This is a genomic window from Micromonospora sp. NPDC049204 (assembly GCF_040647935.1).
In the GTDB taxonomy this organism is placed as follows: Bacteria; Actinomycetota; Actinomycetes; order Mycobacteriales; family Micromonosporaceae; genus Micromonospora.
Map to the genome: position 1 here is coordinate 1 of NZ_JBEZDC010000011.1, position 25,159 is coordinate 25,159.

At 71.4% G+C, this 25,159-nt stretch carries 21 protein-coding genes; 8 read left to right on the forward strand and 13 right to left on the reverse strand.

From position 1 onward, the window contains the following. Window positions 1–109: 109 nt before the first annotated feature. Window positions 110–4,078 carry a CARDB domain-containing protein gene (locus AB0A90_RS20940; protein ID WP_357250312.1) on the reverse strand — a complete coding sequence of 1,323 codons (3,969 nt, stop codon included), beginning with the start codon at window positions 4,076–4,078 and terminating at the stop codon, window positions 110–112. Between the two features lie 447 nt (window positions 4,079–4,525). Further along, entirely contained in the window at window positions 4,526–5,077 is a 552-nt protein-coding gene (locus AB0A90_RS20945; RefSeq protein ID WP_357250315.1) for a GNAT family N-acetyltransferase, read from the reverse strand. Between the two features lie 51 nt (window positions 5,078–5,128). On the opposite strand from AB0A90_RS20945, the gene AB0A90_RS20950 reads away from it, so the two are divergent. Both AB0A90_RS20950 and AB0A90_RS20955 read left to right on the forward strand, forming a co-directional pair. Next, window positions 5,129–5,971, forward strand: coding sequence for a YhjD/YihY/BrkB family envelope integrity protein (locus tag AB0A90_RS20950; RefSeq protein WP_357250318.1), 843 nt, complete (start codon window positions 5,129–5,131; stop codon window positions 5,969–5,971). 137 nt (window positions 5,972–6,108) lie between these two features. After that, window positions 6,109–7,704, forward strand: a complete 1,596-nt coding sequence (locus tag AB0A90_RS20955; RefSeq protein WP_357250321.1) for an NAD(P)/FAD-dependent oxidoreductase — start codon at window positions 6,109–6,111, stop codon at window positions 7,702–7,704. 129 nt (window positions 7,705–7,833) lie between these two features. On the opposite strand, the gene AB0A90_RS20960 is transcribed toward AB0A90_RS20955, so the two are convergent. Beyond that, entirely contained in the window at window positions 7,834–9,414 is a 1,581-nt protein-coding gene (locus tag AB0A90_RS20960; protein ID WP_357250325.1) for a Rieske 2Fe-2S domain-containing protein, read from the reverse strand. A gap of 190 nt (window positions 9,415–9,604) precedes the next feature. Here AB0A90_RS20960 and AB0A90_RS20965 point away from each other — a divergent pair, with 190 nt between their 5' ends. Next, the gene (locus AB0A90_RS20965) at window positions 9,605–9,826 is read left to right on the forward strand and encodes a DUF2631 domain-containing protein (protein WP_130408195.1); all 222 of its coding nucleotides are present in this window, start codon (window positions 9,605–9,607) and stop codon (window positions 9,824–9,826) included. Between the two features lie 76 nt (window positions 9,827–9,902). Here AB0A90_RS20965 and AB0A90_RS20970 read toward each other — a convergent pair whose 3' ends face one another. The 3 genes from AB0A90_RS20970 to AB0A90_RS20980 form a co-directional block, all read right to left on the reverse strand. Further along, on the reverse strand, window positions 9,903–11,195 hold the full coding sequence (locus AB0A90_RS20970) for a DivIVA domain-containing protein (protein ID WP_357250329.1): 1,293 nt from the start codon (window positions 11,193–11,195) through the stop codon (window positions 9,903–9,905). Window positions 11,196–11,226: 31 nt separating this feature from the next. Further along, window positions 11,227–12,384 (reverse strand): 23S rRNA (adenine(2503)-C(2))-methyltransferase RlmN, encoded by a 1,158-nt coding sequence (gene rlmN / locus AB0A90_RS20975; protein WP_357250332.1) that lies wholly within the window; start codon window positions 12,382–12,384, stop codon window positions 11,227–11,229. Between the two features lie 104 nt (window positions 12,385–12,488). Further along, window positions 12,489–13,931, reverse strand: a complete 1,443-nt coding sequence (locus AB0A90_RS20980; protein ID WP_357250335.1) for a phosphatidate cytidylyltransferase — start codon at window positions 13,929–13,931, stop codon at window positions 12,489–12,491. Between the two features lie 369 nt (window positions 13,932–14,300). Between AB0A90_RS20980 and AB0A90_RS20985 the strand changes: the two genes are divergently transcribed. Then, complete coding sequence (locus AB0A90_RS20985; RefSeq protein ID WP_357250338.1) at window positions 14,301–14,744, forward strand: hypothetical protein; 444 nt, start codon at window positions 14,301–14,303, stop codon at window positions 14,742–14,744. A 52-nt stretch (window positions 14,745–14,796) separates the two neighbouring features. On the opposite strand, the gene frr is transcribed toward AB0A90_RS20985, so the two are convergent. The 5 genes from frr to AB0A90_RS21010 all read right to left on the reverse strand — a co-directional run bounded on the left by frr (window position 14,797) and on the right by AB0A90_RS21010 (window position 19,868). Further along, window positions 14,797–15,354 carry a ribosome recycling factor gene (gene frr / locus AB0A90_RS20990; RefSeq protein ID WP_357250340.1) on the reverse strand — a complete coding sequence of 186 codons (558 nt, stop codon included), beginning with the start codon at window positions 15,352–15,354 and terminating at the stop codon, window positions 14,797–14,799. 83 nt (window positions 15,355–15,437) lie between these two features. Further along, on the reverse strand, window positions 15,438–16,205 hold the full coding sequence (gene pyrH / locus AB0A90_RS20995; protein ID WP_030487501.1) for a UMP kinase: 768 nt from the start codon (window positions 16,203–16,205) through the stop codon (window positions 15,438–15,440). A gap of 161 nt (window positions 16,206–16,366) precedes the next feature. Beyond that, the gene (tsf, locus tag AB0A90_RS21000; RefSeq protein ID WP_357250343.1) at window positions 16,367–17,194 is read right to left on the reverse strand and encodes a translation elongation factor Ts; all 828 of its coding nucleotides are present in this window, start codon (window positions 17,192–17,194) and stop codon (window positions 16,367–16,369) included. 130 nt (window positions 17,195–17,324) lie between these two features. Continuing rightward, window positions 17,325–18,257, reverse strand: coding sequence for a 30S ribosomal protein S2 (gene rpsB, locus AB0A90_RS21005; protein WP_357250346.1), 933 nt, complete (start codon window positions 18,255–18,257; stop codon window positions 17,325–17,327). A 399-nt stretch (window positions 18,258–18,656) separates the two neighbouring features. Then, window positions 18,657–19,868, reverse strand: coding sequence for a hypothetical protein (locus AB0A90_RS21010; RefSeq protein WP_357250349.1), 1,212 nt, complete (start codon window positions 19,866–19,868; stop codon window positions 18,657–18,659). Between the two features lie 218 nt (window positions 19,869–20,086). On the opposite strand from AB0A90_RS21010, the gene AB0A90_RS21015 reads away from it, so the two are divergent. The 3 genes from AB0A90_RS21015 to dprA are packed head-to-tail and all read left to right on the forward strand — an operon-like array spanning window position 20,087 to window position 23,193. Then, the gene (locus AB0A90_RS21015) at window positions 20,087–20,446 is read left to right on the forward strand and encodes a YraN family protein (protein ID WP_357250352.1); all 360 of its coding nucleotides are present in this window, start codon (window positions 20,087–20,089) and stop codon (window positions 20,444–20,446) included. Between the two features lie 30 nt (window positions 20,447–20,476). Then, entirely contained in the window at window positions 20,477–21,997 is a 1,521-nt protein-coding gene (locus AB0A90_RS21020; protein ID WP_357250355.1) for a YifB family Mg chelatase-like AAA ATPase, read from the forward strand. Further along, window positions 21,994–23,193: a DNA-processing protein DprA gene (dprA, locus tag AB0A90_RS21025; protein ID WP_357250358.1), complete on the forward strand. Its 1,200-nt coding sequence runs from the start codon at window positions 21,994–21,996 to the stop codon at window positions 23,191–23,193. Before AB0A90_RS21020 ends, dprA begins: the two co-directional genes overlap by 4 nt. Here the strand turns inward: dprA and AB0A90_RS21030 are convergent. Together AB0A90_RS21030 and AB0A90_RS21035 are read right to left on the reverse strand one after the other, a co-directional pair. Beyond that, the gene (locus AB0A90_RS21030) at window positions 23,168–23,752 is read right to left on the reverse strand and encodes a hypothetical protein (RefSeq protein WP_357250360.1); all 585 of its coding nucleotides are present in this window, start codon (window positions 23,750–23,752) and stop codon (window positions 23,168–23,170) included. The genes dprA and AB0A90_RS21030 overlap by 26 nt on opposite strands. Continuing rightward, window positions 23,749–23,880 (reverse strand): hypothetical protein, encoded by a 132-nt coding sequence (locus tag AB0A90_RS21035; protein WP_357250363.1) that lies wholly within the window; start codon window positions 23,878–23,880, stop codon window positions 23,749–23,751. The genes AB0A90_RS21030 and AB0A90_RS21035 overlap by 4 nt, the downstream gene beginning before the upstream one ends. A gap of 241 nt (window positions 23,881–24,121) precedes the next feature. Between AB0A90_RS21035 and AB0A90_RS21040 the strand changes: the two genes are divergently transcribed. Next, window positions 24,122–25,159, forward strand: coding sequence for a tyrosine recombinase XerC (locus AB0A90_RS21040; RefSeq protein ID WP_357250366.1), 1,038 nt, complete (start codon window positions 24,122–24,124; stop codon window positions 25,157–25,159).

The window sequence follows — 25,159 nt, forward strand, 5'->3', positions numbered from 1 at the left end:
CGGCGCCTGGGCCGGCCCCCCCCCCCCCCCGCGGATTTTCGCCGCGGTACTACACACGCGGGGGGGGCCCCTTCCGGCGCACCCCCCGACTTTATGCAAAACGTGTGGATCAGGGAGTGATGACGAACTGGGAGCCCGGCTGGATGACGATGTTGCCGTCGGCCGAGTTGGTGATCGTCACGTTCGTCAGGTTGGCGTTGCCGCGCGCCCCGCTCATCGCGAGGATGCCGGCACCGTTGTTCGACTTGTCGATCTTCACATTGGTGATGGCGACGTTCGGCATGTTGCCGCCGCCGTTCTTGAACTGGATGCCGTCGAAAGTGGAGTCGATGATGTCGGTGTCCCGGATGGTGACCCCGACGATGTCCCGGGTGGCCGGGAAGAGGGTGATGGCACCGAACTCCTGGTCCTCGTTCCAGAACGCGCCACCGGTGCGGTAGAGCCCGTTGTTGGCGATCAGCGTCGTGCCGGAGAACGGCAGCGGGTCGTGGTCGGTCGCCAGCATGATGCCCGGGTAGTTCGCGGTGTCGTAGATCAGGTTGTTCTCGATCGAGTTGTCGTAGCCGCCGTAGATGGCGATGCCGTTGGCCCGCCAGGGCAGCTGGATGGTGTTGTTGACGAAGTGGTTGTCGTGGGCGATGTCGACGTTGCGGTCCTTGACGTACGGGTTGGCCCAGACGGCGAGCGCGTCGTCACCGGTGGTCCGGAAGGACGAGTTGAACACCCGCGAGTTGCGCGTGCCGTTGCTGAAGTTGATGCCGTCGGCGTACGTGTTGCGGATCCGCATGCCGCTGAAGTCCAGCCCGTCGGCCGGCCCCCACAGGTCGGGGATGTTGTCGTAGTCGCGGCCCACCCAGGCACCCACGTTGGCGTGCTCGATCCACACGTTGCTGATCTTCGTGCCGGTGCCGAAGCGACCGTTCAGACCGACGCCACCCTCGGCGTTGCCGTCACCGCCCCGGATCCGGCCCGAGCCGAAGATGGCGATGTCGGAGATCTGGGTGTTCTTGTCGATGTCGAAGCCGAAGTTGCCCTCGTGCGGGTGGTTGATGCCGCCCACCACGTTCTGCGGCTCGGTGAGCGTGTAGAGCTGCGAGTGCCACATCCCGGCGCCCCGGATCGTGACGTTGCTGATGCCGACCTGGTTGTGCATGCCCCGGTTCAGCGGGTCGTCGGTCAGGATCTTCTGCTCCTGCCGCCACTGCCCGGCCGGGATCCAGACGCAGCCGATGACACCGTTCTGGTCGTCGGTCACCGCCCGCTGGATGGCGGCGGTGTCGTCGAGCCCGTCGTTCGGGACCGCACCGTACGAGGTGATCGAGGTGCAGCCGGCCGGTTGGCTGGCCGCCGGGGCGACCTGCTCCAGGTCGATCATGTCGATGACGTAGAAGGACGCGGTGTCACCCGAGTCGCGCTGCAACTTGAACCGGGTGCCGGCCGGGTACGACTGCGCCAGCAGGGCGTTCGACTCGTCGAAGAGCCGTCGGGCGTCGGCCTGCGGGGTGTTGGTCAGCGCCTCCGGCCCGTCGGTGTTGCCGTAGAGCCAGCTGTGCTTCGACGACAGGGTCAGCTTGCGGGAGAAGACGTCGTTGACGTACAGGCTGATGGTCGCCTCGATGCCACCGCCACCCGGCGCGTCCGGGATGGAGTTGCGCACCACGATGGAGTTGGCCTGGTTGGCCGAGGTGAACTCGACGAACTGGCCGGGGCCGGTGAGCCGTACCGACTTGCGGCCGGAGGACTCGCTGGCGAAGTTGGTGTGCCCGAAGGTACGCAGGGCGTCGGTCTCCAGCAGCGTGCCCTGGTAACGGCCGGCCTCCGCCTCGTAGGAGACGTACGGGACGGCAGCCCCGCGCCCGACCACGATCGACTGGCTGAACGCGTTGTTCGTCTCGTTGGTCTCGGCGACCGCGTTTGTGGCGTCCGCGGTGGCGGTGATGGTGGCGCCGCCGCTGGTGGCGGTCCAGCTACCCGTGACGGCCACGGTGACCGTCGCGCCGGGCGCGATCGAGGCGGTGTTGGTGTTGAGCGTGGTGCTGCCCGCCACCAGCCGGGTGACGGTGGTCGCGCCGGTCGCGGTGGTACCCCGGTTGCGCACCGCCACGGTGAAGGTGACGGACGCGCCGACGGCCGGGTTCGGCGGGTTCGAGGCGATGCTGAGCACCTGGAGGTCCGGGCCGGGGGCCTGCGCCACCACCAGCGGCGACGCCGCCGTGAAGCTGTTGTTGCCGTTGTTCTGCTCGACGATCGTGTTCGTCGGGTCGACCACCGCGGTGACGGCGTAGCTGCCCATCGGGCGGGTGCCCGCGTTGACCGAGACGGTGGTCGAGGCACCCGCGGCGAGCGCGCCCACCGTGGCGCTGCCGACGACCGCACCGGCCAGACTGACGTTGACGGTGGTCGCGCCGGCGGACGCCGACCCGATGTTCTGCACCACGGCCGAGAGGGTGACCGTGCTGACCTCGCTGGGCGAGGTCGGCGACCAGGTCACCGAGCTGACCACCAGGTCCGGGTTGGGCGCCGGGGTGCCGCACACCTCGAACTCGGCGACCTGGCCGGACGGGGCACCGGTGTTGCCGGTGAACCGCAACTGCACGTCCGCCGTGGTCGCGCTGACCGGGATGGTCACCGCGTTGGTGCCCTGCACGAACTGGTAGGCCGCCGCCGACACCAGACTGGTGTACGCCGACGACGACTGGTCGCGGCCGAGGACCTGGATGGTCTGGGTACGGGTGCCCCACGCCGAATCCGGGTTGAGCTTCACGGTGACGCCGGAGATCGAGTGGTTGGCACCCAGCGCAACGGTCAGGTTCTGCGGGTAGCTCGCCGCGCCCTCCCAGTAGGTGCCGAGCTGCCCGTCGTTCGCCTTGTCCGGGGTGAAGCTGAAGGTGGAGCCGCCCGCCGTCATGCTCTTGCCCTGCGCCACGTTGGTGCAGGCGGGCGGGTTGCTCCCGGTCCGGGTGACGGTGTTGCTGGTGCCGGAGAGGTTGCCGGCGCCGTCCCGGGCGCGGACGTAGTAGGACACCGTGGCCGTCGCCGGTTGGGTGTCCTGATAGGTGAGGACGGTGCCCAGCGTGGCGATCAGGCTGCCGCCCCGGTAGACGTTGTAGCCGGCCAGCCCGCTGCCGCCGGAGTCGGTGGAGGCCCCCCAGGTGAGCGTGATCGTGCTGCCCGACGTGCTCTGCGACAGCGTCCCCGGGGTGCTCGGCGCGGTGGTGTCACCACTGCCGGTCCGGGTGACCGTGTTGCTGTTGCCGGAGAGGTTGCCCGCGGCGTCGCGCGCCCGGACGTAGTACGAGACGGTCGCCGTGGCTGGCTGGGTGTCGTTGAACGTGGTGACGTTGCCGACGGACTGGAGGAACGCGCCGTTGCGGTAGACGTCGTAGCCGGCGATGCCGCTGCCGCCCGCGTTGTCGGTCGATGCCACCCAGTTGAGGCTGATGGTGGTGCCCGACTGGGTGTACGAGAGGTTGCCCGGCACGCTCGGCGCGGTGGTGTCCGGGGTGGTGCCGCCGCTGCCGTACACCTCCAGCTCGGAGAGCTGCCCGGCCGGCCAGCCGCTGTTGGCGGTGATGGTGATCCGGACGTAGCGGGTGGCGGTCTGGCTGACGTTGATCGTGACCGTGTTGCCGCTCGCCGGGTTGAAGGTGTACGTCTGCGACCCGACCAGGGTGCTGAACGACGAACCGTTGGTGCTGCCCTGCACGCTCAACGTCTGCGTCCGGGTCCCCCACCCGGAGGTCGGCAGCTTCAGCACGACCTGGTTGACGGACTGCGATGAGCCGAGATCGACCTGCACCCACTGCGGGAACGAGTTGTTGACGCTCTCCCAGTAGCTGCCCGCGTTGCCGTCGACGACCTTCGACGAGTCGTAGACGTCGGCGTGGCCACTGGACTGGGTGGGACGACCCTGGGCGAGGTTGGTGGCCGCCGCGGCGAAACCGCTGCTCGGTGCCGCTGCTGCCGGCTCGGCGGGGCGGGCGGCGGCCGGGTTCGCGACGGCTGTCGCTCCGACCGTGGCGATCAGCGCGGCGGCGGCCGTGGCCGCCACCATCCTGAACAGATTCGTTCGTCTCATCACTGTCCTTGTCGTCGGGGGACGGTTGCCCCGGTGGCGGGGACCACCGGGCGGGGGTGCGGCGGTGCGGCGCCGGCCGACGCGCGAGGGCCGGTGTCGAGAGAGACGGAGGTCCGGGCGGCGCGGGGGCGCCGCTCGTCCTGGAAACACCAGATGGGTACGACCATCAACGGGCCTCCCCAGGAGGCCCGTTGAATCTTCCGAGAGGGTGCACAGAACAGTGCACTTGTTTGTCAAAATCTTGCGTTACTTTGGCCAAAGGTTACTGACGTGCTACGGGAGCGTCAACACTTCGACCACCGTGACTATTGACGGACTTGCCTGCCCTGGCAGCCGTCACCAGCGCCAACCTGCCCACAAATTCGGGGAAGGGGCCACCTCCCGACGACTGGAGGCGACACCTTCCCCGAACTTGCGCGGATCTTACGTCAGGTCGTGCGAGAACGATCAGGCATCTGGTGCCCTCAGCACGAAGGTCTCCAGCAGCTCGCCGCCGTACCAGTCGCTGCGCTGGCCCACATGGGTCATGCCCAGCCGCCGCGCCACCGCCATCGACGGCTCGTTGCCCGACGACACGACGGCGTAGATCTCCCGGGTACCGGCGGCGAACTCCCGGACTACCGCCGCACGGGCCGCCTCGGTGGCGTAGCCGCGCCCCCACGCGTCCGGGTGCAGGTGCCAGCCCACCTCGATGTCGTCGGTCCGCACCGCCTCATCCCGGCCCGGCAGCGGCTTGAGCAACGCCGTGCCCACCACCTGACCCGTCTCGCGTACCTCGATCGCCCAGGTGCCGTACCGGCCGCCGTCGGCGGCGTGCCGCTCCTGCCAGCTCCGCAGTCGCTCGGCGGCCTGGGCCGGGTTGGTCATCGGCAGACCCGGCGCCGCGCCCAGATACCGGCTGATCTCGGGACGTGAGTAGATGTCGTAGATCCGAGCCAGATCGGTCGGATCGTCGGTCCAATCGCGCAGGATCAGGCGTTCGGTGGTGAGAACAGTCATGACCGGCGATCTTAAGGAGTGACGGCCCCGACGACAGGGAAGGAGGACCCGATGGGCAACGGATGGCAGCGCACGAAACGGATCACCAGTGCCGCGTTCCGTCCGGTGCGCGGTCGGGACCTGTCGCTGCACGCCGCCGCGATCACCTTCTACGGGGCGATCGCCGTGGTGCCGGTCGCCCTGCTGGCGATCTGGCTCACCGCACTGGTGGCCGGGGCCGACCGGGTACGCCGGCTCACCTCGTACGCCGTGGAAGCCCTGCCCACCGCGATCGGCGCACCCCGGGCGGTGGACGCGCTCGTCAACGCCGGGGTGGAACTGACCCCGCTGCTGGCACTGGCCTCCCTCCTGCCCGCGTCCCTCTACGGCGAGGGTCTGCGCCGGGCGTTCGTCTCGGTCGCCGCACCCCGCTCCGACGAGCACCTGATCGGCTGGCGGGGCCGGCTTCTGCTGCTGCCCCTGCTCGCGCCGGCCCCCGCCCTGCTGCTCTCGATCCTGCTGGCGCTCCCGCTCACCACCCGACTCGTCCGCCAGGGCGGCTGGCTCGGCGTGCTCGGCGTGGTGCTGTCGTTCCTCGCGGTCTGGCTGGTGCTCACGCCCGTGCTGGTGTGGGTGTTCCGGGTGGTCGGCCCGGCGTCACCGGACTGGCTCTCCACAATCGGGATCGGGTCGTTCACCGCGGCGAACCTCTCCGGTTTCCTGCACGGCTTCGTGCTCTTCGCCTCGCTCCCGCTGGACCTGGGCGTGCCGTTCGGCGGCTTCGACGACATCGGCGCCGGGGTGGCCGTACTCCTCTGGCTCTACCTGTTCCACGTGATCGTCCTGGCCGGCTACTCCGCCACCCTGGCCCTCTCCCGCTGGCGCACCACCCGCACCCCCACCCCGCCGAGTTGATCAAGAGCTTTGCGTCACCGGGAGGCCACTTCTTGACGCAAAGCTCTTGATCACCGGGGGCGGGGGCGGGGGTGGGGTGGGGTGGGTGGGGAGCGGAGGGGTGACCTGGGTGGTGGGGCGGACTAGGCTGCCGCGGCATGAGCAGTGAGATTCCCGCCCGCGCCGATGTCGTGATCGTCGGTGCCGGGCACAACGGTCTGGTCTCCGCCGTGCTGCTGGCCCGCGCCGGCCTGGATGTCCTGGTGCTGGAGGCCGCCGACGTGATCGGCGGTGCGGCCCGCACCGAGGCCCCGTTCCCGAAGGTGCCGGGGCTGCGGCACTCCACCGGCTCGTACCTGCTCGGGTTGATGCCCCCGGAACTGCTCGCCACGCTCGACGTACGGATCCCGGTGCTGCGCCGCGACCCGCACTACTTCCTGCCCACACCGGGCGGCCTCGGCTCGCCGTACCTGCTCTTCGGCAGTGACACCGCCGCCACCCGGGCGCAGCTCGCGGAGTTCTTCTCCCCCGCCGACGTGGCCGCCGACGACGCCATGCAGGCCGAACTGGCGGCGCTGCGCGAGGACCTCGCCCCGGCCTGGCTGGCGGAGCCGCTGACCGCCGAGGAGACCGCCGAGCGGTACGTCCGCCCAGCGCTGCGGCAGGTCTTCGTCGACCTCGTACGGGGCTCGGTCGCCGACTACCTGGCCCGGTTCGAGTTCCGCTCGGAGCTGCTGGTCAGCATGTACGCGGTCACCGACGGCCTGTCCGGGCTCAACGCCGGCCCGGACGACCCCGGCACCGGTCACAACTTCCTCGTGCACAACATGTGCAGACTGCCCGGCTCCGGCGGCACCTGGATGATCGCCGAGGGTGGGATGGGCACGGTCTCCCGGACGTTCGCCGAGGCCGCCCGCGCCGCCGGGGCGACCATCCTGACCGGTACGCCGGTGCACGCGGTGACCCTGGACGGCGGCGCGGCCAGCGGAGTCGTGCTGGCCGACGGACGGCAGGTCGCCGCCCGGGTGGTGCTCGGCGCGTGCGACCCGTACCGGCTGATGGACCTGTTGCCCGACGGCGCGCTCCCGGCGCCGCTCGGCCAACGGATGGCGGCGGTCCGCCGTCCCGGCACCACCCTCAAGCTCAACCTGGCGCTCAGCGGGCTGCCGCGGTTCTCCTGCCTGCCGGACGGTACGCCGAGCCCGTTCGGCTCGACCATCCACCTGCTGCCCGGGTCCGCGTCGCTGGTCGGCGGGGACGCCACCTCGCCGATGACCGCGCTGCGCGACATGTGGGCGGACGTGCGGGCCGGGCGGCTGCCGGCGGAGCCCACGATCGAGTGGTACCTGCACACCACCGTCGACCCGTCGCTCTCCGACGCGGCCGGGCACCACTCGTCGGCGCTGTTCGTCCAGTCGGTCCCGTACGAGTTGGCCGGCACCACCTGGGACGCGGAACTGCCCGGCTACGTCGACCGGCTGATCGAGATCGTCGAACGGTACGCGCCCGGCACCGGTGACCTGATCGCCGACGCGGTGCCGCTGCCCCCGCCCGGCATCGAGGCGCACTTCGGCATCACCGGCGGGCACATCCACCACGTCGACAACACCGTCTCGTTCACCGACCGGATGCCCTACGCCACCGGCATCGACGGTGTGTACGCCGGCAGCGCCGGCTGCCACCCGGCCGGCAGCGTCATCGGCGCAGCCGGCCACAACGCCGCCCGCCGAATCCTCACGGACCTGGCGAGCTGACCCCGGTCCCTCCCCGCGCGAGCCCCCTCACCGCGTCGATCATGGACTTGTGGTGCCTGCTTTGAGACCGTAAGCAACCTTTGTCACCCACCACAACTCCATGATCGACGCGCGCCTGGAGGCGCGGGGTCAGATCACCGCTTCGCCGGCGGGGGCCGGGGTTTCCGCGTCCACGCGGTGGGCTCGTACCTTGTGGCCCACGCTCGTCAGGCAGCGGCCGCTGGGCAGGTCGAACTTCCAGCCGTGCAGCTGGCAGGTGAGCTGGTCACCCTCGACGATGCCGAACCGGGTCAGGTCCGCCTTCAGGTGCGGGCAGCGCCGCTGCACCACCCAGTCGCCAAGCGTGATGTCCTCGGCGTCGGTGCTGCGCTCGTGCTCGTCGTACCAGCCCTCGGCGTACTGGAGTCGCTCCTCGGAGAGGCACTTGAAGAACGCGTAGACGAACTCGTTGTACTGGCCGATCCGGGCCGCCGAGAACCGGCAGGACAGGAAGAGCGAGTTGACCCAGTCCACCTCGTCGATGAAGAGCAGGTGCTCGATCAGCGACCGCTCGGTCCGGAACCGGTAGCGGACCTTCTCGTCCGCGTACGGCCGGACCTCCTTGCCGGGGAAGTCCACCACGATCGACTCGACACTCGCGCCGTCGTAGCCGACCAGATCGAAGCGGACCGGACCGCCCACGCCCTTGGCCAGGTAGATCGACTCGTCGAGCAGCGGCTCGATCCGACGCTTCATCTCGCCCAGCACGTCCACCTCGGGGTGCCGCCAGGACGCCTTCTCCGCCTCGATGATCGGGCGCTTGCGCTCCCGCATCTCCTCCAGGTGGGCGACCTTGTTCGCGAAGAACTCCTCGACCGGCACCGGGTGGGTGGTGCTCGCGCCCTCGGTGGTGACCTCGGCGACGCTGCCCGGCAGCAGCACGATCCCGTTGGTGCCACCGACCTTGGCGTACTCCGAGAGGAAGACCGACTGGTCGGGGAAGATGTTGCCCTCGTCGCCGTGGATGTCGTTGAACTGCCACAGGGCGTCGTCGAGGAAACACGGCGGGCCGGCGATCGGGAAGACGTGGTCGGCCTTCAGGTCGTCGATGTAGCGCCAGGTCCGGTCGAACTGCCGGTCCCGCTTCTGCTTGCCGAACGCGGTCTTCGCCGCCTGCGGCAACTCGTAGACCATCGGGTACCAGATCGCGCCGGAGAACTGGAGCAGGTGCGCGTGCACGTGCCCCAGCTCGGCGAAGACGCTCAGGTCGGTGGGGCGGGCGTCGTTCTGGTTGAGCAGCCGTACCCCGTCGTACTCGACCCAGAGCGAGGAGTCACCGATCGGCCCGTCGGTCGGGCTGGTCAACGCCTGAATCATGATCTTCAGGCCGCCGGGCAGCTCCACCACCTGCTCGTTGGGCGTCCTCAGGAACTTCGTGAAGCCCAGCGCCCGAAACTCGTCCTCCATCTCCGAGGTCGGGAACTCGGGGAGCAGGACCGTAGCGTCCTTCGAGACGAAATCCCGCAGGTGCTTCGCGTCGAAGTGGTCCCGGTGCAGGTGCGAGACGTACAGGTAGTCGACCTGGCCCAGGCTGTCCCAGTCGAGCAGGGAATTGTCCGGGAACGGGAACCACGACGCGAAGTAGGCCGGGTTGACCCACGGGTCGCACAGGATGCTGCCCGCGGCCGTGTCGATCCGCATGCTGGCGTGCCCGGTTCCGGTCACTCGCACCGCACAGTCCCCCTCAAACAGACAATCAGGTGTACGCCAAACGCTACCGGAGTGCGTCGGACCGCCGCCCCGCGACGCCGGTAGTGCCGTTCGACCAGCCGGGAAGGGCTCACTGGTCGGACCCTGCGCCGGGGCCGGTACGAGGCGTGCCAGACTAACCAAAGATCCGATCGCGAGGGAAGGACCGACAGTGGCAGGAAGCGAGCCGGTAACGTCGCCAGACCAGCACAAGCCCGGGCACCGCAAGGCCGGGCAGATCGGCGCCGTGCTCTCCGCACTGGCGCTGCTGGCGATGATCTGCGGCAACCACGAGGGCAGGGTCGAGGACATCTGGCTGATCGGCCTGGCCGCACTGCTGCTGATCATCGTGATCGGCGACATCGTGCTGCGGCGCAACGGTCTGCGCTCCTGACCCGACCCGCACCGGACGACAACGCCGAGGGCCCGCCCCCACCCGGGGAACGGGCCCTCGTCCGTACGTCTCGGGGTCAGCGCCCGAAGAGGATGTCCTGCACGTCCTTGAGCGCGGCGTCGACCTCAGCCTCGAAGTAGCCACCGGGCACCAGACCGAACCGGAGCGTGTCCAGGTCCTTCGGGTCGACAGGCATCGGGTTGCGGCGCTGCATGCCGCCGAGCAGGGTGTCGAAGAACCGGTCCACCTGGTCCGGGTCGTACCCGCTGCCGAACCGGCGCACCTGGAAGCTCCGGCGGATCTGGTCGACCCGGTAGAGATCGCTGCCGGGCGGGCCAGCCATCGGCGGGCCGACCATCGGCGGGCCACCCATCGGCGGACCGGCCACGGCGGGCGGGCCGGCCATCGGGGGCCCACCGATGCCCTGCTGGGCCAGCGGAGGCGGACCGGCGGGGCCCCGGCGCATGTCGCGCAGGTCCCGCTCCGGCATCCGGATCTCCGCGGTCATGTCGGTACGCCCGTGCCGCCCGGCCTCGAAGCCGTCGAAGCGCGGCTCCTCCGGGGGATAGCCGCCGGGCGAACGCTTGTCGTCCGGACCGTAGCCGCCGGGAGAGCGGTGATCGTCCGGGCCGTACCCACCGGGCGCGCGGTGATCGTCCGGGCCGTAGCCGCCGGGAGAGCGCTGGTCGTCCGCCGGGCCGTAGCCGCCGGGAGAGCGCTGGTCGTCCGGGCCATAACCACCGGGCGCGCGCTGGTCGTCGGGGGGGCCGTAACCACTGGGGCCGGCGGGCAGGCCGCGCGGCGGAACACCGTGGCCCGCCATCGGGCCGGGACCCATCGCAGCGCCGGGACCCATCGGGCCGCCAGGTCCCATCGGGCCGGGGCCGGCCGGGCCTCGCGGCGCGTCGTAGCCGCCGCGGGGGGCGTCGTACCCACCGGCGAAGGCACCGGTCGGCTCGTCGTAGCGGCCGTAGCGATCGGCGGGAGGACCGGCCTGCGCGGGCATCGGCCGGGGCGGCATCGGCTGCGGGACCATGCCGCGGTCATCGCGCATCGGTGGCCCCATCCGGTCCGGTGGACCCATCCGGTCACCCATCCGGGGGTCGCCACCGCGACCGGCGCTGGTGCGCTCCTCAAGCTCGGCCAACTGCCGCTCGACCCGGTCCAGGTGCAGGTCGACCTGCCACTCGTCGTAGCCGTTGAAGCGGACCCGGAAGACGACGTCGTGGACCTCCTGGGAGGCCACCGGCGCGCCGACCTGGCGGCCGTCGAGCGTCGCCTCGACCCGGTCGAGGAAGGCATCCACCTCGTCGACCTTGTATCCCCGGCGGAGCGCCTTGCGCCGGAAACGCTGACCCTGACTCGCCACTATGTCTCCTGGTCTCGTTCGCTACGCCCGGTCACGCCGGTGCCTCTCCGGCGCGGTCGGTGAAGGTGTCGTTGTCCTCGGCGGCGGCGAGTTGACCACACGCGCCGTCGATCTCGCGACCTCGGGTGTCCCGTACGGTGGTGGACACCCCGGCATCGCGCAACCGCCGGACGAACTCCCGCTCAACCGGCTTCGGGCTCGCGTCCCAGCGGCTGCCCGGCGTCGGATTGAGTGGAATGAGGTTCACGTGGGTCAATTTGCCGGCCAGCAGCCGCCCGAGGAGGTCGGCTCGCCACGGCTGGTCGTTCACGTCCCTGATCATCGCGTACTCGATCGACACGCGACGGCCCGTCCGGGCGGCGTAGTCCCACGCCGCGTCCAGCACCTCGGCTACCTTCCAGCGCTGGTTCACCGGCACGAGTTCGTCGCGCAGATCATCATCGGGCGCGTGCAACGACAGCGCAAGGGTCACTGAGAGGTCTTCGCTGGCCAGTCGGCGGATGGCCGGAACCAGGCCGACCGTGGAAACGGTGATGTGCCGCTGGGACAGGCCGAGCCCCTCCGGAGCTGGGCTGACCAGGCGGCGGATCGCCCCGATGACCCGGTTGTAGTTGGCCAGCGGCTCGCCCATGCCCATGAACACGACACGCGACAGCCGCGGCGGGGAGCCGACCACCGCGCCGGAGGCCGCCACGCCGGCCATGTACACGGCCTGGTCGACGATCTCGGCGGTGGACAGGTTGCGGGTCAGCCCGGCCTGGCCGGTCGCGCAGAAGGGGCAGGCCATCCCGCAGCCCGCCTGGCTGGAGATGCAGACGGTCACCCGGTCCGGATAACCCATCAGCACGCTCTCCACCAGAGCGCCGTCGTGCAGCCGCCAGAGCGCCTTACGGGTCGCGCCGTCGTCACAGGCCAGCTCGCGCACCGGGGTGAGCAGGGTCGGCATGAGCTGCTCGGACAGCCGCTCCCGGGTCGCCGCGGGCAGGTCGGTCATGGCCTGCGGGTCGCGGACCAGCCGCCCGAAGTAGTGATTCGAGATTTGCTTGGCGCGGAACGCGGGCTCACCCAGCTCGGTGACCAGCGCCTGGCGGCCGGCCAGGTCCAGGTCGGCGAGGTGCTTCGGCGGCATGGAGGCCCGGCGCGCGGCGGGGGCGTCCGAGATGGCGGGGATCAACGGCAGGCTCGTCATGGCTGGTCCAGTGTGTCACGCCCTCGGCGGCAGGTGCCGGTCCGGAGGTGTCGAACGGGCCGCCACCACCGGAGCCGGATGACCAGGACGCCGTGATTCATACCTCAGTTCACCGCCGGCACGAAGATCGCCAGGAGCAGGTACGCGGTCGGCACCGCGAACAGGATCGAGTCCAGTCGGTCCATCAGCCCGCCGTGGCCGGGCAGCAGGTTGCTCATGTCCTTGACGCCGAGATCCCGCTTGATCATCGACTCGGCCAGGTCGCCGAGGACCGCCGCACAGGAGATGGCCACCCCGAACAGGGCACCCCACCAGGGCTCCAGGTCGAACATCAGCCACAGCAGCAGCGCGCTGCCCACGGCCGCGGCGGTGACCGAACCGGCGAAACCCTCCCAGGACTTCTTCGGGCTGATCGACGGCGCCATCGGGTGGCGACCGAACGAGACGCCGGCCGCGTACCCGCCGGTGTCGGAGAGGACCACCGCGATCAGGGTGGCCAGGATCCGCATCCAACCGTCGTCGGGCGCCGCCGCCAGCAGCGCCGCGAAACCGGCGAGGAACGGCACGTAGACGGCGATCAGGGTGGTCGCGGTGACATCCCGCTGGAAGCCGGCCGGACCGTCACCCAGCCGCCAGATCATGGTGCCGAGCACGGTGACCAGCAGTCCGAGACTGAGCGCGTCCGGACCGGCGAACCAGGCCAGACCCACGGTCAGCACCCCGCCGGCGATCAACGGCACCAGCGGCGGGTGCGCGCCACTGCGGCGGACCGCCCGGGCCATCTCCCAGCTGCCGACGGCGACGGCGGCGGCGATCACCGGCAGGAACGCCAACGGGTAGAAGATCAGCGGCACCACGATCAGCGCGCCGAGACCGAGCCCCACGCCGATCGCCGCCGGCAGGTTGCGGCCGGCCCGCCCGTTGCCCACCTGCTGGGTGGCCGGTCGGTCGACGCTGGCCCGGCGTCGGCCCTTCGGCCGTCGGCCACCCGGCGGATCCGGCTCGGTCGCCGGCGGCAGGTCCGGTGCCACCTCGGCCCCGATGGGCGCGAGCTGCGCGGTCGGAAAACCGGCGTCGTCGTCGTAACGGACCGGCCCGTCGAAGGGCTGCGGGCCGTCGAACCGGCCGGGCTCGTCGAACCGGCCGGGCTCGTCGCGCCGCTCCGGGTCACCGGGGCGGGCCGGGGTGCCGTCCGGGCCGGCGGGTGGACGATCGCCGTACCGGCCGGCGCGACCCCGGTCGTCGTACCTGTCGGGTTGGTTCCGGTCGTCGTCGTACCGGTCGCGGCCGTCGAAACGGTCGCGCCGGTCGCGGTCGTCGAAACGGTCGTCCGGGCGGACCGCGCGGCCACGCTCGTCGTACGGGTCCGTCGGGTGCGGGTCGGCGGGTGGCCGGGTGCGCGGGTCGGCGTACAGCTCAGGACCGGCGGTGGGTCGACGTTGCCACTGGCCGGCGTCCAGGTCCTGCTCGGGCCAGGGCAGTGCCACTGGGTGCTCCGGGCGGTCCCAGCCGCGAGGCTCGCTGCCGTAGGGGTCGGGGTGGGACATCACGCACCGCGACGGGGCGCGAGAACCACCACATGACGCAAGACCACAAGCATCCCCTACACGTGCGATGTTCCTCCGATTGACCGCCCCGACGGTCGGTCGATCCCCGGTGTTCACCGCCCGGTGGCCGGGAATCCTGCCGAGCCTACTGCACCCGCCGGACCGGCACGGCGGACGAGGCACGGCGACGGGCGTCGCCCCTGGCCGGCAGGCCATCGCGACCGAAACGCACCCATCCGGTACGCAGATTCGCAGCCATCGATCCGACTCGTTCGCTGCACGATCAGGTACTGAGCCGTACCCGCCCGACGTGGTCCGCTGGGGCCGCGCCGGTCTCCGCCGACGTGACCACGGGGAAAGGGCACGCACATGTACAAGATCGGTCTGGCGGTGCTGGCGGCCGCGGCAATCGTCCTCGGAGCAGGGGCACCAGCCGCCGCCACCACCGCACCGACCAGGATCACCATCGATCGGCACGCCAGCGAACTGTTCCCGTTCGAGCCGCCCGTCGGTGAGCCGGGGGTGACGTACCCGGCGACCGCCGTCACCGCGACCGCCCGGCACTGCCCGGCCGGCATCGTCCTCATGTCGGCCTCGCTGGTGCAGGACGGCCTGCCGACCCTCTGGGCCACCGGCGGCCACGGCGCCGGCGAGATCCTCTGCGACGGTGGCACGGTCGAGCTCGCGATGGCCTTCGCCCGGATCACCCCGGCACTGCACCCCGGTCGCGCCACCGCCCACTTCTCGCTGCGCGACGCGACCACCAACGAGGAGTTCGCCGAGGGCACCAGGACCGTCTGGATCCCCTGCTGAGATACGACGCGAGGCCCGTTCCCGATGTCGGGAACGGGCCTCGAAGCATGGTTCAGACCTCGAGCAGCTCGGTTTCCTTGTGCTTCACCAGGTCGTCGATGGTGGCCACGTAGCGCTGGGTCAGGTCGTCGAGTTCCTTCTCGGCGCGGCGACCGTCGTCCTCGCCGGCCTCGCCGTCCTTGACGATCCGGTCCAGCTCTTCCTTGCCACGGCGGCGGACGTTGCGGATGGCCACCTTGGCCTCCTCGCCCTTGTTCTTGGCCACCTTGATCATGTCGCGGCGACGCTCCTCGGTCATCTGCGGGAGCAGGATGCGCAGCTGGTTGCCCTCGTTGTTCGGGTTCACCCCGAGGTCCGAGTCGCGGATCGCCTTCTCCATCGCATTGATCTGCGAGTTGTCGTACGGCTTGATGATGGCCATCCGCGGCTCGGGCACCGCGATCGACGCCATCTGGGTCAGCGGCGTGGGCGTGCCGTAGTAGTCGATGATGACCTTGGAGAACATGGCGGCGTTGGCGCGACCGGTACGGATGGCGCCGAACTCCTCCTTGGCGTGCTCAACCGCACGATCCATCTTTTCCTCGGCCTCGAGGAGGGTGTCGTCGATCACCGGTCTCCTCGCCTCCTTCTGTGCTCGTGGTGGGCTCTGCTGAAAGTCGTCAGGACCGCCGGTGCCGTCGCCTTCGGCGGGGCTCAGGCGGTGATCAGGGTGCCGATCTTGTCGCCACCCACCGCGCGGATGATGGTGTCGTCACCCTGCGCGCCGAACACCAGCATCGGCAGGCCGTTCTCCATGCAGAGGCTGAACGCCGCCGCGTCGGCCACCCGCAGGTTGCGGCGCAGCGCCTCGGAGAAGGTGATCGAGTCGAGCTTGCTGGCGGTGGGATCGATCCGCGGGTCGGCGGTGTAGACGCCGTCCACGCCGTTCTTGCTCATCAGCACCACGTCGGCCCGAATCTCCAGAGCCCGCTGGGCGGCCACCGTGTCGGTGGAGAAGTACGGCATGCCCGCGCCCGCACCGAAGATGACCACACGGCCCTTCTCCAGGTGCCGGATCGCCCGCAACGGGATGTACGGCTCGGCGACCTGGGCCATGGTGATGGCGCTCTGCACCCGGGTCTCGATGCCCTCCTTCTCCAGGAAGTCCTGGAGGGCGAGGCAGTTCATCACGGTGCCGAGCATGCCCATGTAGTCGGCGCGGGCCCGGTCCATCCCGCGCTTCTGCAGCTCCGCGCCGCGGAAGAAGTTGCCGCCGCCGACCACCACGGAGACCTGCACGCCGCGGCGGACCACGGTGGCGATCTGCCGGGCGATCGCCTGGACGACGTCCGGGTCGACGCCGATCGCGCCGCCACCGAACACCTCACCGGAGAGCTTCAGCACCACTCGGCGGGCGCGCCCCGGCGGCGGCGCCGTCGGATCGTCCAGCTCCAGCGTCCGGTCACTCACAACCTGCGTCATCCGCCCCGCCCTTCCCCACGCGCACGCCCCGTGCGGCGCGTACCGCGAACCTGCCGCTGCCGACCCTATGTGACGAGGAGGCCGCGGTGCCTGTCACGTACACCGGCGGCCTCCTCGTTGACGTCTTCTGCCCACGGGCGCACGTGGCGCCCGGTGGCGGCTCAGGCCTGGCCGACCTCGAACCGCACGAAGCGGGTGACCTCGATGCCGGCCTCGGCCAGCAGCTGCTTCACCGACTTCTTGTTGTCGGCGACGGACGCCTGCTCGATCAGGACGTAGTCCTTGAAGAAGGAGTTCACCCGACCCTCGATGATCTTCGGCAGGGCCGCCTCGGGCTTGTTCTCCTCGCGGGCGGTCTGCTCGGCGATGCGCCGCTCGGACTCGACGACCTCGGCCGGAACCTCGTCCCGGGTGAGGTACTTCGGCCGCATCGCGGCGATCTGCATGGCCACACCACGGGCGTCGGCGTCGCCCGCCTCGTCGCTCTTGCCGGTGTACGACACCAGCACACCAACGGCCGGCGGCAGGTCCTGGGCCTTGCGGTGCAGGTAGACGGCGGTGGTGCCCTCGACCCGGGCGAACCGGTTGAGCACCAGCTTCTCGCCGATCTTGGCGGACTGCTCCTGGATCAGGTCCGCGACGACCTTGCCGTCGAGCTCGGTGGCGAGCAGCTCCTCGGCGGTGTTCACGCCGGCGCGCTCGCCGTGCTCGACGAGCTGCTGGGCCAGCGCGATGAACGACTCGGTCTTGGCGACGAAGTCGGTCTCGCAGTTGAGCTCGAGCAGCGCCTTGCCGGAGTGGGCGACCAGGCCGTTGGCGGCCGTACGGCCGGCCCGCTTGCCGACGTCCTTGGCGCCCTTGACGCGCAGGATCTCGACGGCCTTGTCGAAGTCGCCCTCGGCCTCGGTCAGCGCCTTCTTGCTGTCCATCATGCCGGCGCCGGTGAGGTCGCGGAGCTTCTTGACGTCCGCGGCGGTGATTTGGGACATGGCTCTCTCTTCGGTGTTGAGACGGCGTGTGGATGGTCAGAGGTGCCGGTTACCCGGATCCGGGCAGATCGTGCCCGGCGTACCGCCGCTGCCCGCCGTCTGCGAAAACGGACGGGCAGCGGCGATGCGATCACTCCGCGGTGGCGGCCGCCGGCTGCTCGGTGGCGGCAGCGGCGGGCTGCTCGGCCGGGGCGGCGGCGGGCTGCTCGGTCGCCGTGGCGGCGGGCTGCTCGGCGGCGGCAGCGGCCGGCTGCTCGGCCGGGGCGGCCGACTCGTCGGCCTTCTTCGGCTCCAGCAGCTCGCGCTCCCACTCGGTCAGCGGCTCGTCGCTCGCGACACCCTCGGGCTTCTCGTCGTTGCCCCGGCGACGGCCGGAACGCGCGATCAGACCATCCGCGACGGCGGCGGCCACGACCTTGGTCAGCAGCTCGGCCGAGCGGATCGCGTCGTCGTTGCCCGGGATCGGGAAGTCGACCTCGTCCGGGTCACAGTTGGTGTCCAGCACCGCGATCACCGGGATGCCCAGCTTGCGGGCCTCGTCGACGGCGATGTGCTCCTTCTTGGTGTCGACGATCCAGACCGCGGCGGGAAGCTTCTGCATGTCCCGCAGACCACCGAGGGTGCGGGTCAGCTTGATCTTCTCGCGGGAGAGCTGCAGGGTCTCCTTCTTGGTGTAACCGGCGGCGGTGCCGCTGAGGTCACCCAGGCCCTCCAGCTCCTTCATCCGCTGGAGCCGCTTGTACACCGTCTGGAAGTTGGTCAGCATGCCACCGAGCCAGCGGTGGTTGACGTACGGCTGGCCGACCCGGGTCGCCTGCTCGGCGATCGCTTCCTGGGCCTGCTTCTTGGTGCCGACGAACAGGATGCTGCCACCCTCGGCGACGGTCCCACGCACGAACTCGTACGCCTTCTCGATGTACTCGAGGGTCTGGCGCAGGTCGATGATGTAGATGCCGTTGCGCTCGGTCATGATGAAGCGCTTCATCTTCGGGTTCCAGCGCCGGGTCTGGTGCCCGAAGTGGACACCGCTCTCCAGCAGCTGGCGCATGGTCACGACGGCCATGGTTGGGGTACTCCTCAAGATCCCTGGTTGTCACGCCCGGCCGGTGGCCGGGCGTCCTGGCGCCTGGTCGCCGACCCATGGTGGACCCGATCAAGATCGGGACCAGGGAGGCCGTCGCTCCACGACGATTCGTGAAGAGGGCGCGCGAGGTCGACCGCACGAGGCGGTCGCCAGTTGGCCAGTGTACGCCCCTCACCCGTCCACCCGCCCCGGGGTGCGCGGGGTGGGCCGCTCAGCCCGCTCAGCTCCATCGCGGAAGTTGCCGGGAAGATCGCACTGGTTCGCGAAAATAGTGCCCTCCGCGTCGCAGGAGGCCACTATTTCCTGGTTGTTGTCCCAACCCGGCGGCGCCGTGTCCCCCACGGAACTGCTGGACCCGAAGGCGCGAGGCCGGCCGGGTCAGCCGGCCGCGAGTGCGGCGGCGAGGAAGAGCACGAGGCCGACGGTCAGGTAGGCGGTGGGTGGGCGCAACCAGCCCCGACCACCGTCGGCGAGCGCCAGACCTCCGGTTCGCAGCCCGTAGAGCCCGGTCGCGAAGATCGGCAGCCCGGCAACCAGGGCGATACCCACCACCACGTTCCCGGCGTCCACCGGATCGCCGGTCACGCCCGCCAGCAGCACCCGCAGCGCGGGGATCTCAAAGATCAACACCAGCAGAGCGAAGAGTACGGCCAGCACCGGCCGTCGGGTCCGGTAGACGCCGTCGGCCACCGGGGCGTAGGTCGGCGGCTCCGCGGCGGGCAGGTCGGGCCGGGGGCCGATCCCCGGCATCGGACCGGTCGGCATCTCCAGGGGGTGCGGCGTGTCGCCGGCCCGGGTCGGCTCGACGATCGGGTAGCCACCGATCGGGGCGGGACGAGCCTGCTCGGCGAACACACCGCCCGGCGGGACGGCCGCCGACGGAGTGTCGCGGGCGGCCTCCGGAGCGGGACCACTCAGCGGGGGGCCACTCAGCGGGGGGCCGGTCAGCGGGGGCGTCGCGGCGGTGGCCTCCCGGGCCGCCCGACGACCGGGCAGCTCACCGGAGATCTCCGAGGGGTCCCGATCCGCCCGCCGCGAGCGGGTGGCCCGATAACCGTCCACCTCCGGTCGGGCGGCGCCCGGGTCGACCGCACCGAAACGCCCCGAATCTGCCTCACTCACCCCGAACCGACCGGCCTGACCGTCCAGGGCGCCGAAGCGACCCGAGTCCGACTCGGGCGTACCGAAGCGGGGTGCCTCCACCGCACTCAGTCGACCCGAGTCCGACTCCGGCGTACCGAAGCGGGATGCGTCGACGGCGCCGAAACGTCCCGAGTCCGACTCGGGCGTACCGAGGCGGCCCCCGTCCACCGCACTCAGCCGACCTGAGTCGGACTCAGGCGTACCGAAGCGGCTGGCGTCGACGGCGCCGAAACGTCCCGAGTCCGGCTCGCGGCGCCGGCGGACGCCGGTGTCCTCGACGGAGCGGCTGTCTTCCGCGCCACGCTGCTCGGGGATCTCACCGTCCCGGTATCGCGATTCGCCCGCGCCGCGCCACTCCGACTCGCCGTAACCGCGACCCCGCTCGTCGGGGTACCAGCGCGACTCCTGATCTTCCGGAAAACTCCGTCGTCCGTCCACGTCAGGCACCGTATGCGACCGGCCACGCCCGCGCCATCTCAGCCCGGTCGGCCACGCACCACCGGTCCCCGCGGCGCAGGCAGCGCGGCCGGCATCGGTCGGGGAGGCCCAACGCCATTAGCACACCGTGGGCATGATCGTCCGGCTGTCCACAGCGACCCCGTCGTCCACAGGTGAGCCACCGTCGAAGTAGCCGCGGTGGTACCCGGGCGGGCACGGTTCCGGCCATGACGAAGCGGAACCAGGCGGTCGGCGCGTACGGCGAGCGGTGCGCCGCCCGGCACCTGACCGAGGCGGGTCTGCGCCCCATCGCCCGAAACTGGCGCTGTCCGGCCGGGGAGATCGACATCATCGCGTGGGACGGGCCGGTGCTCGCCTTCTGTGAGGTGAAGACCCGCCGGGGCGAGGACTTCGGCACCCCGGCCGAGGCGGTCGTGCCGGCCAAGGCCCGTCGGCTGCGAGGGCTCGCCGCGCGCTGGCTCACCGAGACCGGCACGACCGCCGAGGAGGTGCGTTTCGACGTGCTGTCGGTGCGGCTGCCCGACGCCGGCCCGGCAGAGGTGGACCACCTCAAGGGTGCGTTCTGACATGCGCGCCCGGAGGATCGGTGACGCGCCGTGAGCTACGCGAAGGTGCTCTGCGTCGGGCTGGTCGGGGTCACCGGCCACCTGGTCGAGGTGGAGGCCGACCTGGCCGCCGGGCTGCCCGCCGTGGTGATCTCCGGCCTGCCGGACACCGCCCTGCACGAGGCCCGCGACCGCGTCCGCGCGGCCGTGGTCAACTCCGGCCAGCGCTGGCCCAACCGGCGGATCACCCTCAATCTGCTGCCCGCGACGCTGCCGAAATCCGGCTCGGCCTTCGATCTGGCCATCGCCGCGGCTCTCCTGGGCGGCTCGGGTGAGCTGCCGCTACTTCCCCTGGAGGGGGTGGTGGTCCTCGGCGAGTTGGGGTTGGACGGCACGGTCCGGCCGGTGCGCGGTGTGCTCCCGATGGTCGCCGCCGCGGCCCAGGCCGGCATCGCACGGGTGATCGTCCCGGTCGGCAACGCCGCCGAGGCCGCGGTCATCCCCGGAGTACGGGTGCGAGCGGTGGACTCCCTGCACCGACTGGTCGCCTTCGTTCGGGACGGCGCCCCGCTGATCGAGCCGCCGGAGGCCACCTCGACGCCGGCCGTCGAGGGGCCGGATCTCGCCGACGTCGCCGGGCAGCAGTTCGGTCGCCGCGCACTGGAGGTCGCCGCGGCCGGCGGGCATCACGTGGCGCTGCTCGGGCCGCCGGGTGCCGGCAAGACGATGCTCGCCGAGCGGCTGCCGTCGATCCTGCCCGAGTTGGACGACGACGCGGCACTGGAGGTCACCGCCCTGCATTCGGTCGCCGGGCTGCTACCGCCGGGCGGTCAATTGCTGCGTCGCCCGCCGTTCCAGGCGCCCCACCACACCGCGACCGTGCCGTCGCTCGTCGGTGGCGGCTCGGGGCTGGCCCGACCCGGCGCGGTGTCGCTGGCGCACCGCGGCGTGCTGTTCCTCGACGAGGCCCCCGAGTTCAGCAAGGGCGCGCTGGAGGCGCTGCGCCAACCGCTCGAAGACGGCCGCATCCGGCTCACCCGCAGCGGGGGCGGCACGGTCTATCCGGCCCGAACCCAGTTGGTGCTGGCCGCCAACCCTTGCCCGTGTGCCCAACCAGCAGGCGACGCCCGCTGTGAGTGCAGCCCGCTGGTCCGGCGCCGCTACCTGGGAAGGCTCTCCGGGCCACTGCTCGACCGGATCGACGTCCAGGTGCAGCTGATGCCGGTGCGGGCGGCCGAGCTGATGGCGACCGACGGCGGCGTCGAGCCCTCGGCGACGGTCGCCGCCCGGGTGGCGGCGGCCCGGCAGGCGGCGGCCACCCGCTGGGCCGGCCTCGGTCGGCGGCTCAACGCCGAGGTGGAAGGCCCACACCTGCGCCGACCGCCGTGGCGGCTGCCCGCCCGGGTCACCGCCGAGTTGCGGGGGCGGCTCGACTCCGGCTCGCTGTCCGCCCGCGGCTTCGACCGGGTGATCCGGATGGCGTGGACCATCGCCGACCTGGACGGTCGGGACCGACCAGACCTGAACGACGTCCGGGAGGCGCTGCAACTACGGACAGGAGAGGCGACGTGAGCGCCGATGACGAACGCAGGCTGGCCCGGGTCGCACTGACCTGGCTGGCCGAGCCGGGCACCCGCGTGGTCCACCAACTGGTCGAACGGCTCGGCCCGGTGGCGACTCTGGATCTGCTGCTCGACGGCGGCGGCCCGGACGGCCGGCTGCGTACCGCGGTGGCCGCCCGGTCGGTGGCCGGCGACGCCCGGGCGGTGGCGGCCGAGGCGCTGGACCGGGCGGACCGGCTCGGCGCCCGCCTGGTCACACCCGACGACGAGGAGTGGCCGGCACGGGTGGCCGGCCTGTCCACGCTGCGCCTGCCGGACGTCAGCCGCCGGGTGGACGGTGAGACCGCCCCACCGCTCTGCTTCTGGGTACGCGGGGCCTGGCCGCTGGGTGAGGCGCTGGACCGTTCGGTGGCGGTGGTCGGTGCGCGGGCGGCCACCGCCTACGGCCAGCACGTCGCGACCGAGCTGGGATACGGGCTGGCCGAACGGGACTGGACGGTCGTCTCCGGCGGCGCGTTCGGCATCGACGCCGCCGCGCACCGGGGTGCCCTCAACTCGGGCGGCCTGACCGTCGCGGTGCTCGCCTGTGGGGTGGACCGGCCATATCCGATGGGCAACACCGCGCTCTTCGACCGGATCGCCGACACCGGGCTGCTGGTCAGCGAGTGGCCACCCGGCGCGGAGCCGCTGCGGCCCCGGTTTCTGATCCGCAACCGGGTCATCGCCGGGGCCACTCTCGGCACCGTCGTGGTGGAGGCGTCGGCGCGCAGCGGCGCGACGCAGACCGCCCGGCGGGCCATCTACACCAATCGGGTCGCCATGGTGGTGCCTGGCCCGGTGACCTCGGCGATGTCCGTCGGCGCGCACGAACTCCTGCGCGAGTACCCCGACAAGGCTCGGTTGGTCACCGGGGTGGCGCACGTGCTCGAGGAGGTGGGGCGGATCGGGGCCGACCTGGCGCCGGTGGCGCGCGGACCGCAGCGGCCCACCGACGCGCTCGACGACGAAGCGCGGTCACTGCTGGAGGCGCTGCCCCGCCGCGGCGCGATGGGCGTGGACCGGCTCGCCGCCCGCGCCGGTGTCGACGTACGGACCTCGTTGCGCAAACTGTCCCTGCTCGAGGAGTTGTCCATGGTGGTTCGTCGAGACGACGGCTACGCCCTCGCCCCCCGACCCTCCGTCAGGAAGGGGGAAGCTCGGACCTGAGATGGACGAGCACGTCGCGCTCCCAGGCCGCCAGTTCCGCGGCGAAGGCTCTACTACCGGCGTCGGTTTCGTCGAGGTACGGCTTGAGCGCGCGGGCCGCGGTGACCAACCCGGCGGCCCGGACCAGCCGGCGCATGTCTTCGGGACCCAACAAACGCCACTGCGGCGCGACCCGAGCTGCCTCCGCCGTCCGCATCGGCAGCGCGGCGTTGAACGCGTCGATCGCGTGCCGGGGGTCCAGCAACGCGACCTCCCGGGTCGGGACGGTGTGGGTGAGAGCGACAGCGGTCAGGAGCAGCCGTCGGACGGCCGCTTCCCGGGCGTCGATGCCATCGGCACGTTGCGTCCGATCGAGCAGCACGTCGTAGGCGGCGGAGTAGGCCGGCCACTCGGCCGGGGCAACCTCGGCGCCCTCCTGGCTGAGGTGCCAGGTGAACAGTTGCAGTACGCCCAGCCATTCGTTGCCCGTCCACTGGACGTCGTGGGGCTCGGATGAGCGGAGCCAGGTGACGAGGCTCGACCGGTCGAGCCTTGTCACCTGCTTCCAGTCGGCGCTCACCGGACCAGCGCTCCGAGGGCGTCGATTGTGTTCATCGATCTCCAACTCCAGCAGCCGCGACGGGCGTTGCCGATGATGACCGCCTCGTCGCCGACGAACCTTGGCACCACCACGACGAGGGTGGCCATCGGTCAATACCGCGCAGGTGACCGTACCCCCGGATCGCGGGGGCACGCACCGCCCGCCTCAGCGTCGCGTTGCCCAGCTTTGCGGCGAGTCACGGCAACCAGCGAAACGTGGCCAGGTCCGACGAACACCGGCACCGTGGCGGCCGGTGACCCTCGTCGCTCGGCCGTAGGCTGGTGCCGTGCCAGCTGCCGGTAGAGGTGCCTGGGCCGCTGGACCGGTCCGCAAACCGGCGCGGCCACGATGAGTCGGCCCGATCGAGGCACCCGGGCCATGCACCAGGCGCTGCCGCCCGAGTTGCGCGACGCCGTCGACGACTTCGCCGCGCACCTGTCCCGGGTGCGTAACCGGTCGGCGCACACCGTCCGCGCATACGTCACCGATCTCGTCTCGTTGCTCGACCACGCCGTACGGATGGGTTGCGTCGACCTCGCCGACCTGGACCTGTCGGTGCTGCGCAGCTGGTTGGCGCGGCAACGCACCACCGGGGCGGCCCGTACATCGCTGGCCCGGCGGGCAGCGTCGGCGCGGGCCTTCAGCGCCTGGGCGCACCGGGCCGGGCTGCTCCCCGCCGACGTGGGGGCCGCGCTGGCCAGCCCTCGGGCGCACCGGGAGCTGCCCACCGTCCTGCGCGCCGACCAGGCCGCCGCCCTGGTCGAGGCACCGGCCCGGCAGGCCCCGCGCACGCCCGCGCCACGATCGGCCGAGACACCGGCCGAGCAGGCCCCGCTCGCGGCCGCACCGCCAGCAAGAGCAGCGGAGGACACCGCGACGGAGGCGGTGCCGTTGCGGGACCGGGTGTTGCTGGAGCTGCTCTACGCGACCGGGGTACGGGTCAGCGAGGCGTGCGGGTTGGACGTCGGCGACGTCGACCACAGCCGGCGGGTGATCCGGGTGTTCGGCAAGGGTGGGCGGGAGCGCGCGGTGCCGTACGGGGTGCCCGCGCAGCGAGCGTTGGACGACTGGTTGCGCCGAGGCCGTCCGGCGTTGGTGGGCGCCCGCTCCGGAGACGCGTTGCTGTTGGGTGCCAAGGGCGGTCGGCTCAACCCGACGACGGCGCGTCAGATCGTCGGCGCGTACGCCGAGGCCGTCGGCCTGCCCCGGACGAGCCCGCACGGTCTGCGCCACTCGGCGGCCACCCACCTGCTGGAGGGCGGTGCGGACCTACGGGCCGTCCAGGAGCTGCTGGGCCACTCGTCGCTGGCGAGCACGCAGATCTACACGCACGTGTCGGTGGAGCGGTTGCGTGCCGCCTACCGTCAGGCCCACCCGCGCGCCTGA

Bases quoted from the DNA above. Each gene is read 5' to 3' on its own strand.
- AB0A90_RS20940 (WP_357250312.1), bottom strand. From the start codon at position 4,078: ATGAGACGAACGAATCTGTTCAGGATGGTGGCGGCCACGGCCGCCGCC.
- AB0A90_RS20945 (WP_357250315.1), bottom strand. From the start codon at position 5,077: ATGACTGTTCTCACCACCGAACGCCTGATCCTGCGCGATTGGACCGAC.
- AB0A90_RS20950 (WP_357250318.1), top strand. From the start codon at position 5,129: ATGGGCAACGGATGGCAGCGCACGAAACGGATCACCAGTGCCGCGTTC.
- AB0A90_RS20955 (WP_357250321.1), top strand. From the start codon at position 6,109: ATGAGCAGTGAGATTCCCGCCCGCGCCGATGTCGTGATCGTCGGTGCC.
- rlmN (WP_357250332.1), bottom strand. From the start codon at position 12,384: ATGACGAGCCTGCCGTTGATCCCCGCCATCTCGGACGCCCCCGCCGCG.
- AB0A90_RS20980 (WP_357250335.1), bottom strand. From the start codon at position 13,931: ATGTCCCACCCCGACCCCTACGGCAGCGAGCCTCGCGGCTGGGACCGC.
- AB0A90_RS20985 (WP_357250338.1), top strand. From the start codon at position 14,301: ATGTACAAGATCGGTCTGGCGGTGCTGGCGGCCGCGGCAATCGTCCTC.
- pyrH (WP_030487501.1), bottom strand. From the start codon at position 16,205: ATGACGCAGGTTGTGAGTGACCGGACGCTGGAGCTGGACGATCCGACG.
- tsf (WP_357250343.1), bottom strand. From the start codon at position 17,194: ATGTCCCAAATCACCGCCGCGGACGTCAAGAAGCTCCGCGACCTCACC.
- rpsB (WP_357250346.1), bottom strand. From the start codon at position 18,257: ATGGCCGTCGTGACCATGCGCCAGCTGCTGGAGAGCGGTGTCCACTTC.
- AB0A90_RS21015 (WP_357250352.1), top strand. From the start codon at position 20,087: ATGACGAAGCGGAACCAGGCGGTCGGCGCGTACGGCGAGCGGTGCGCC.
- AB0A90_RS21035 (WP_357250363.1), bottom strand. From the start codon at position 23,880: ATGGCCACCCTCGTCGTGGTGGTGCCAAGGTTCGTCGGCGACGAGGCG.
- AB0A90_RS21040 (WP_357250366.1), top strand. From the start codon at position 24,122: ATGAGTCGGCCCGATCGAGGCACCCGGGCCATGCACCAGGCGCTGCCG.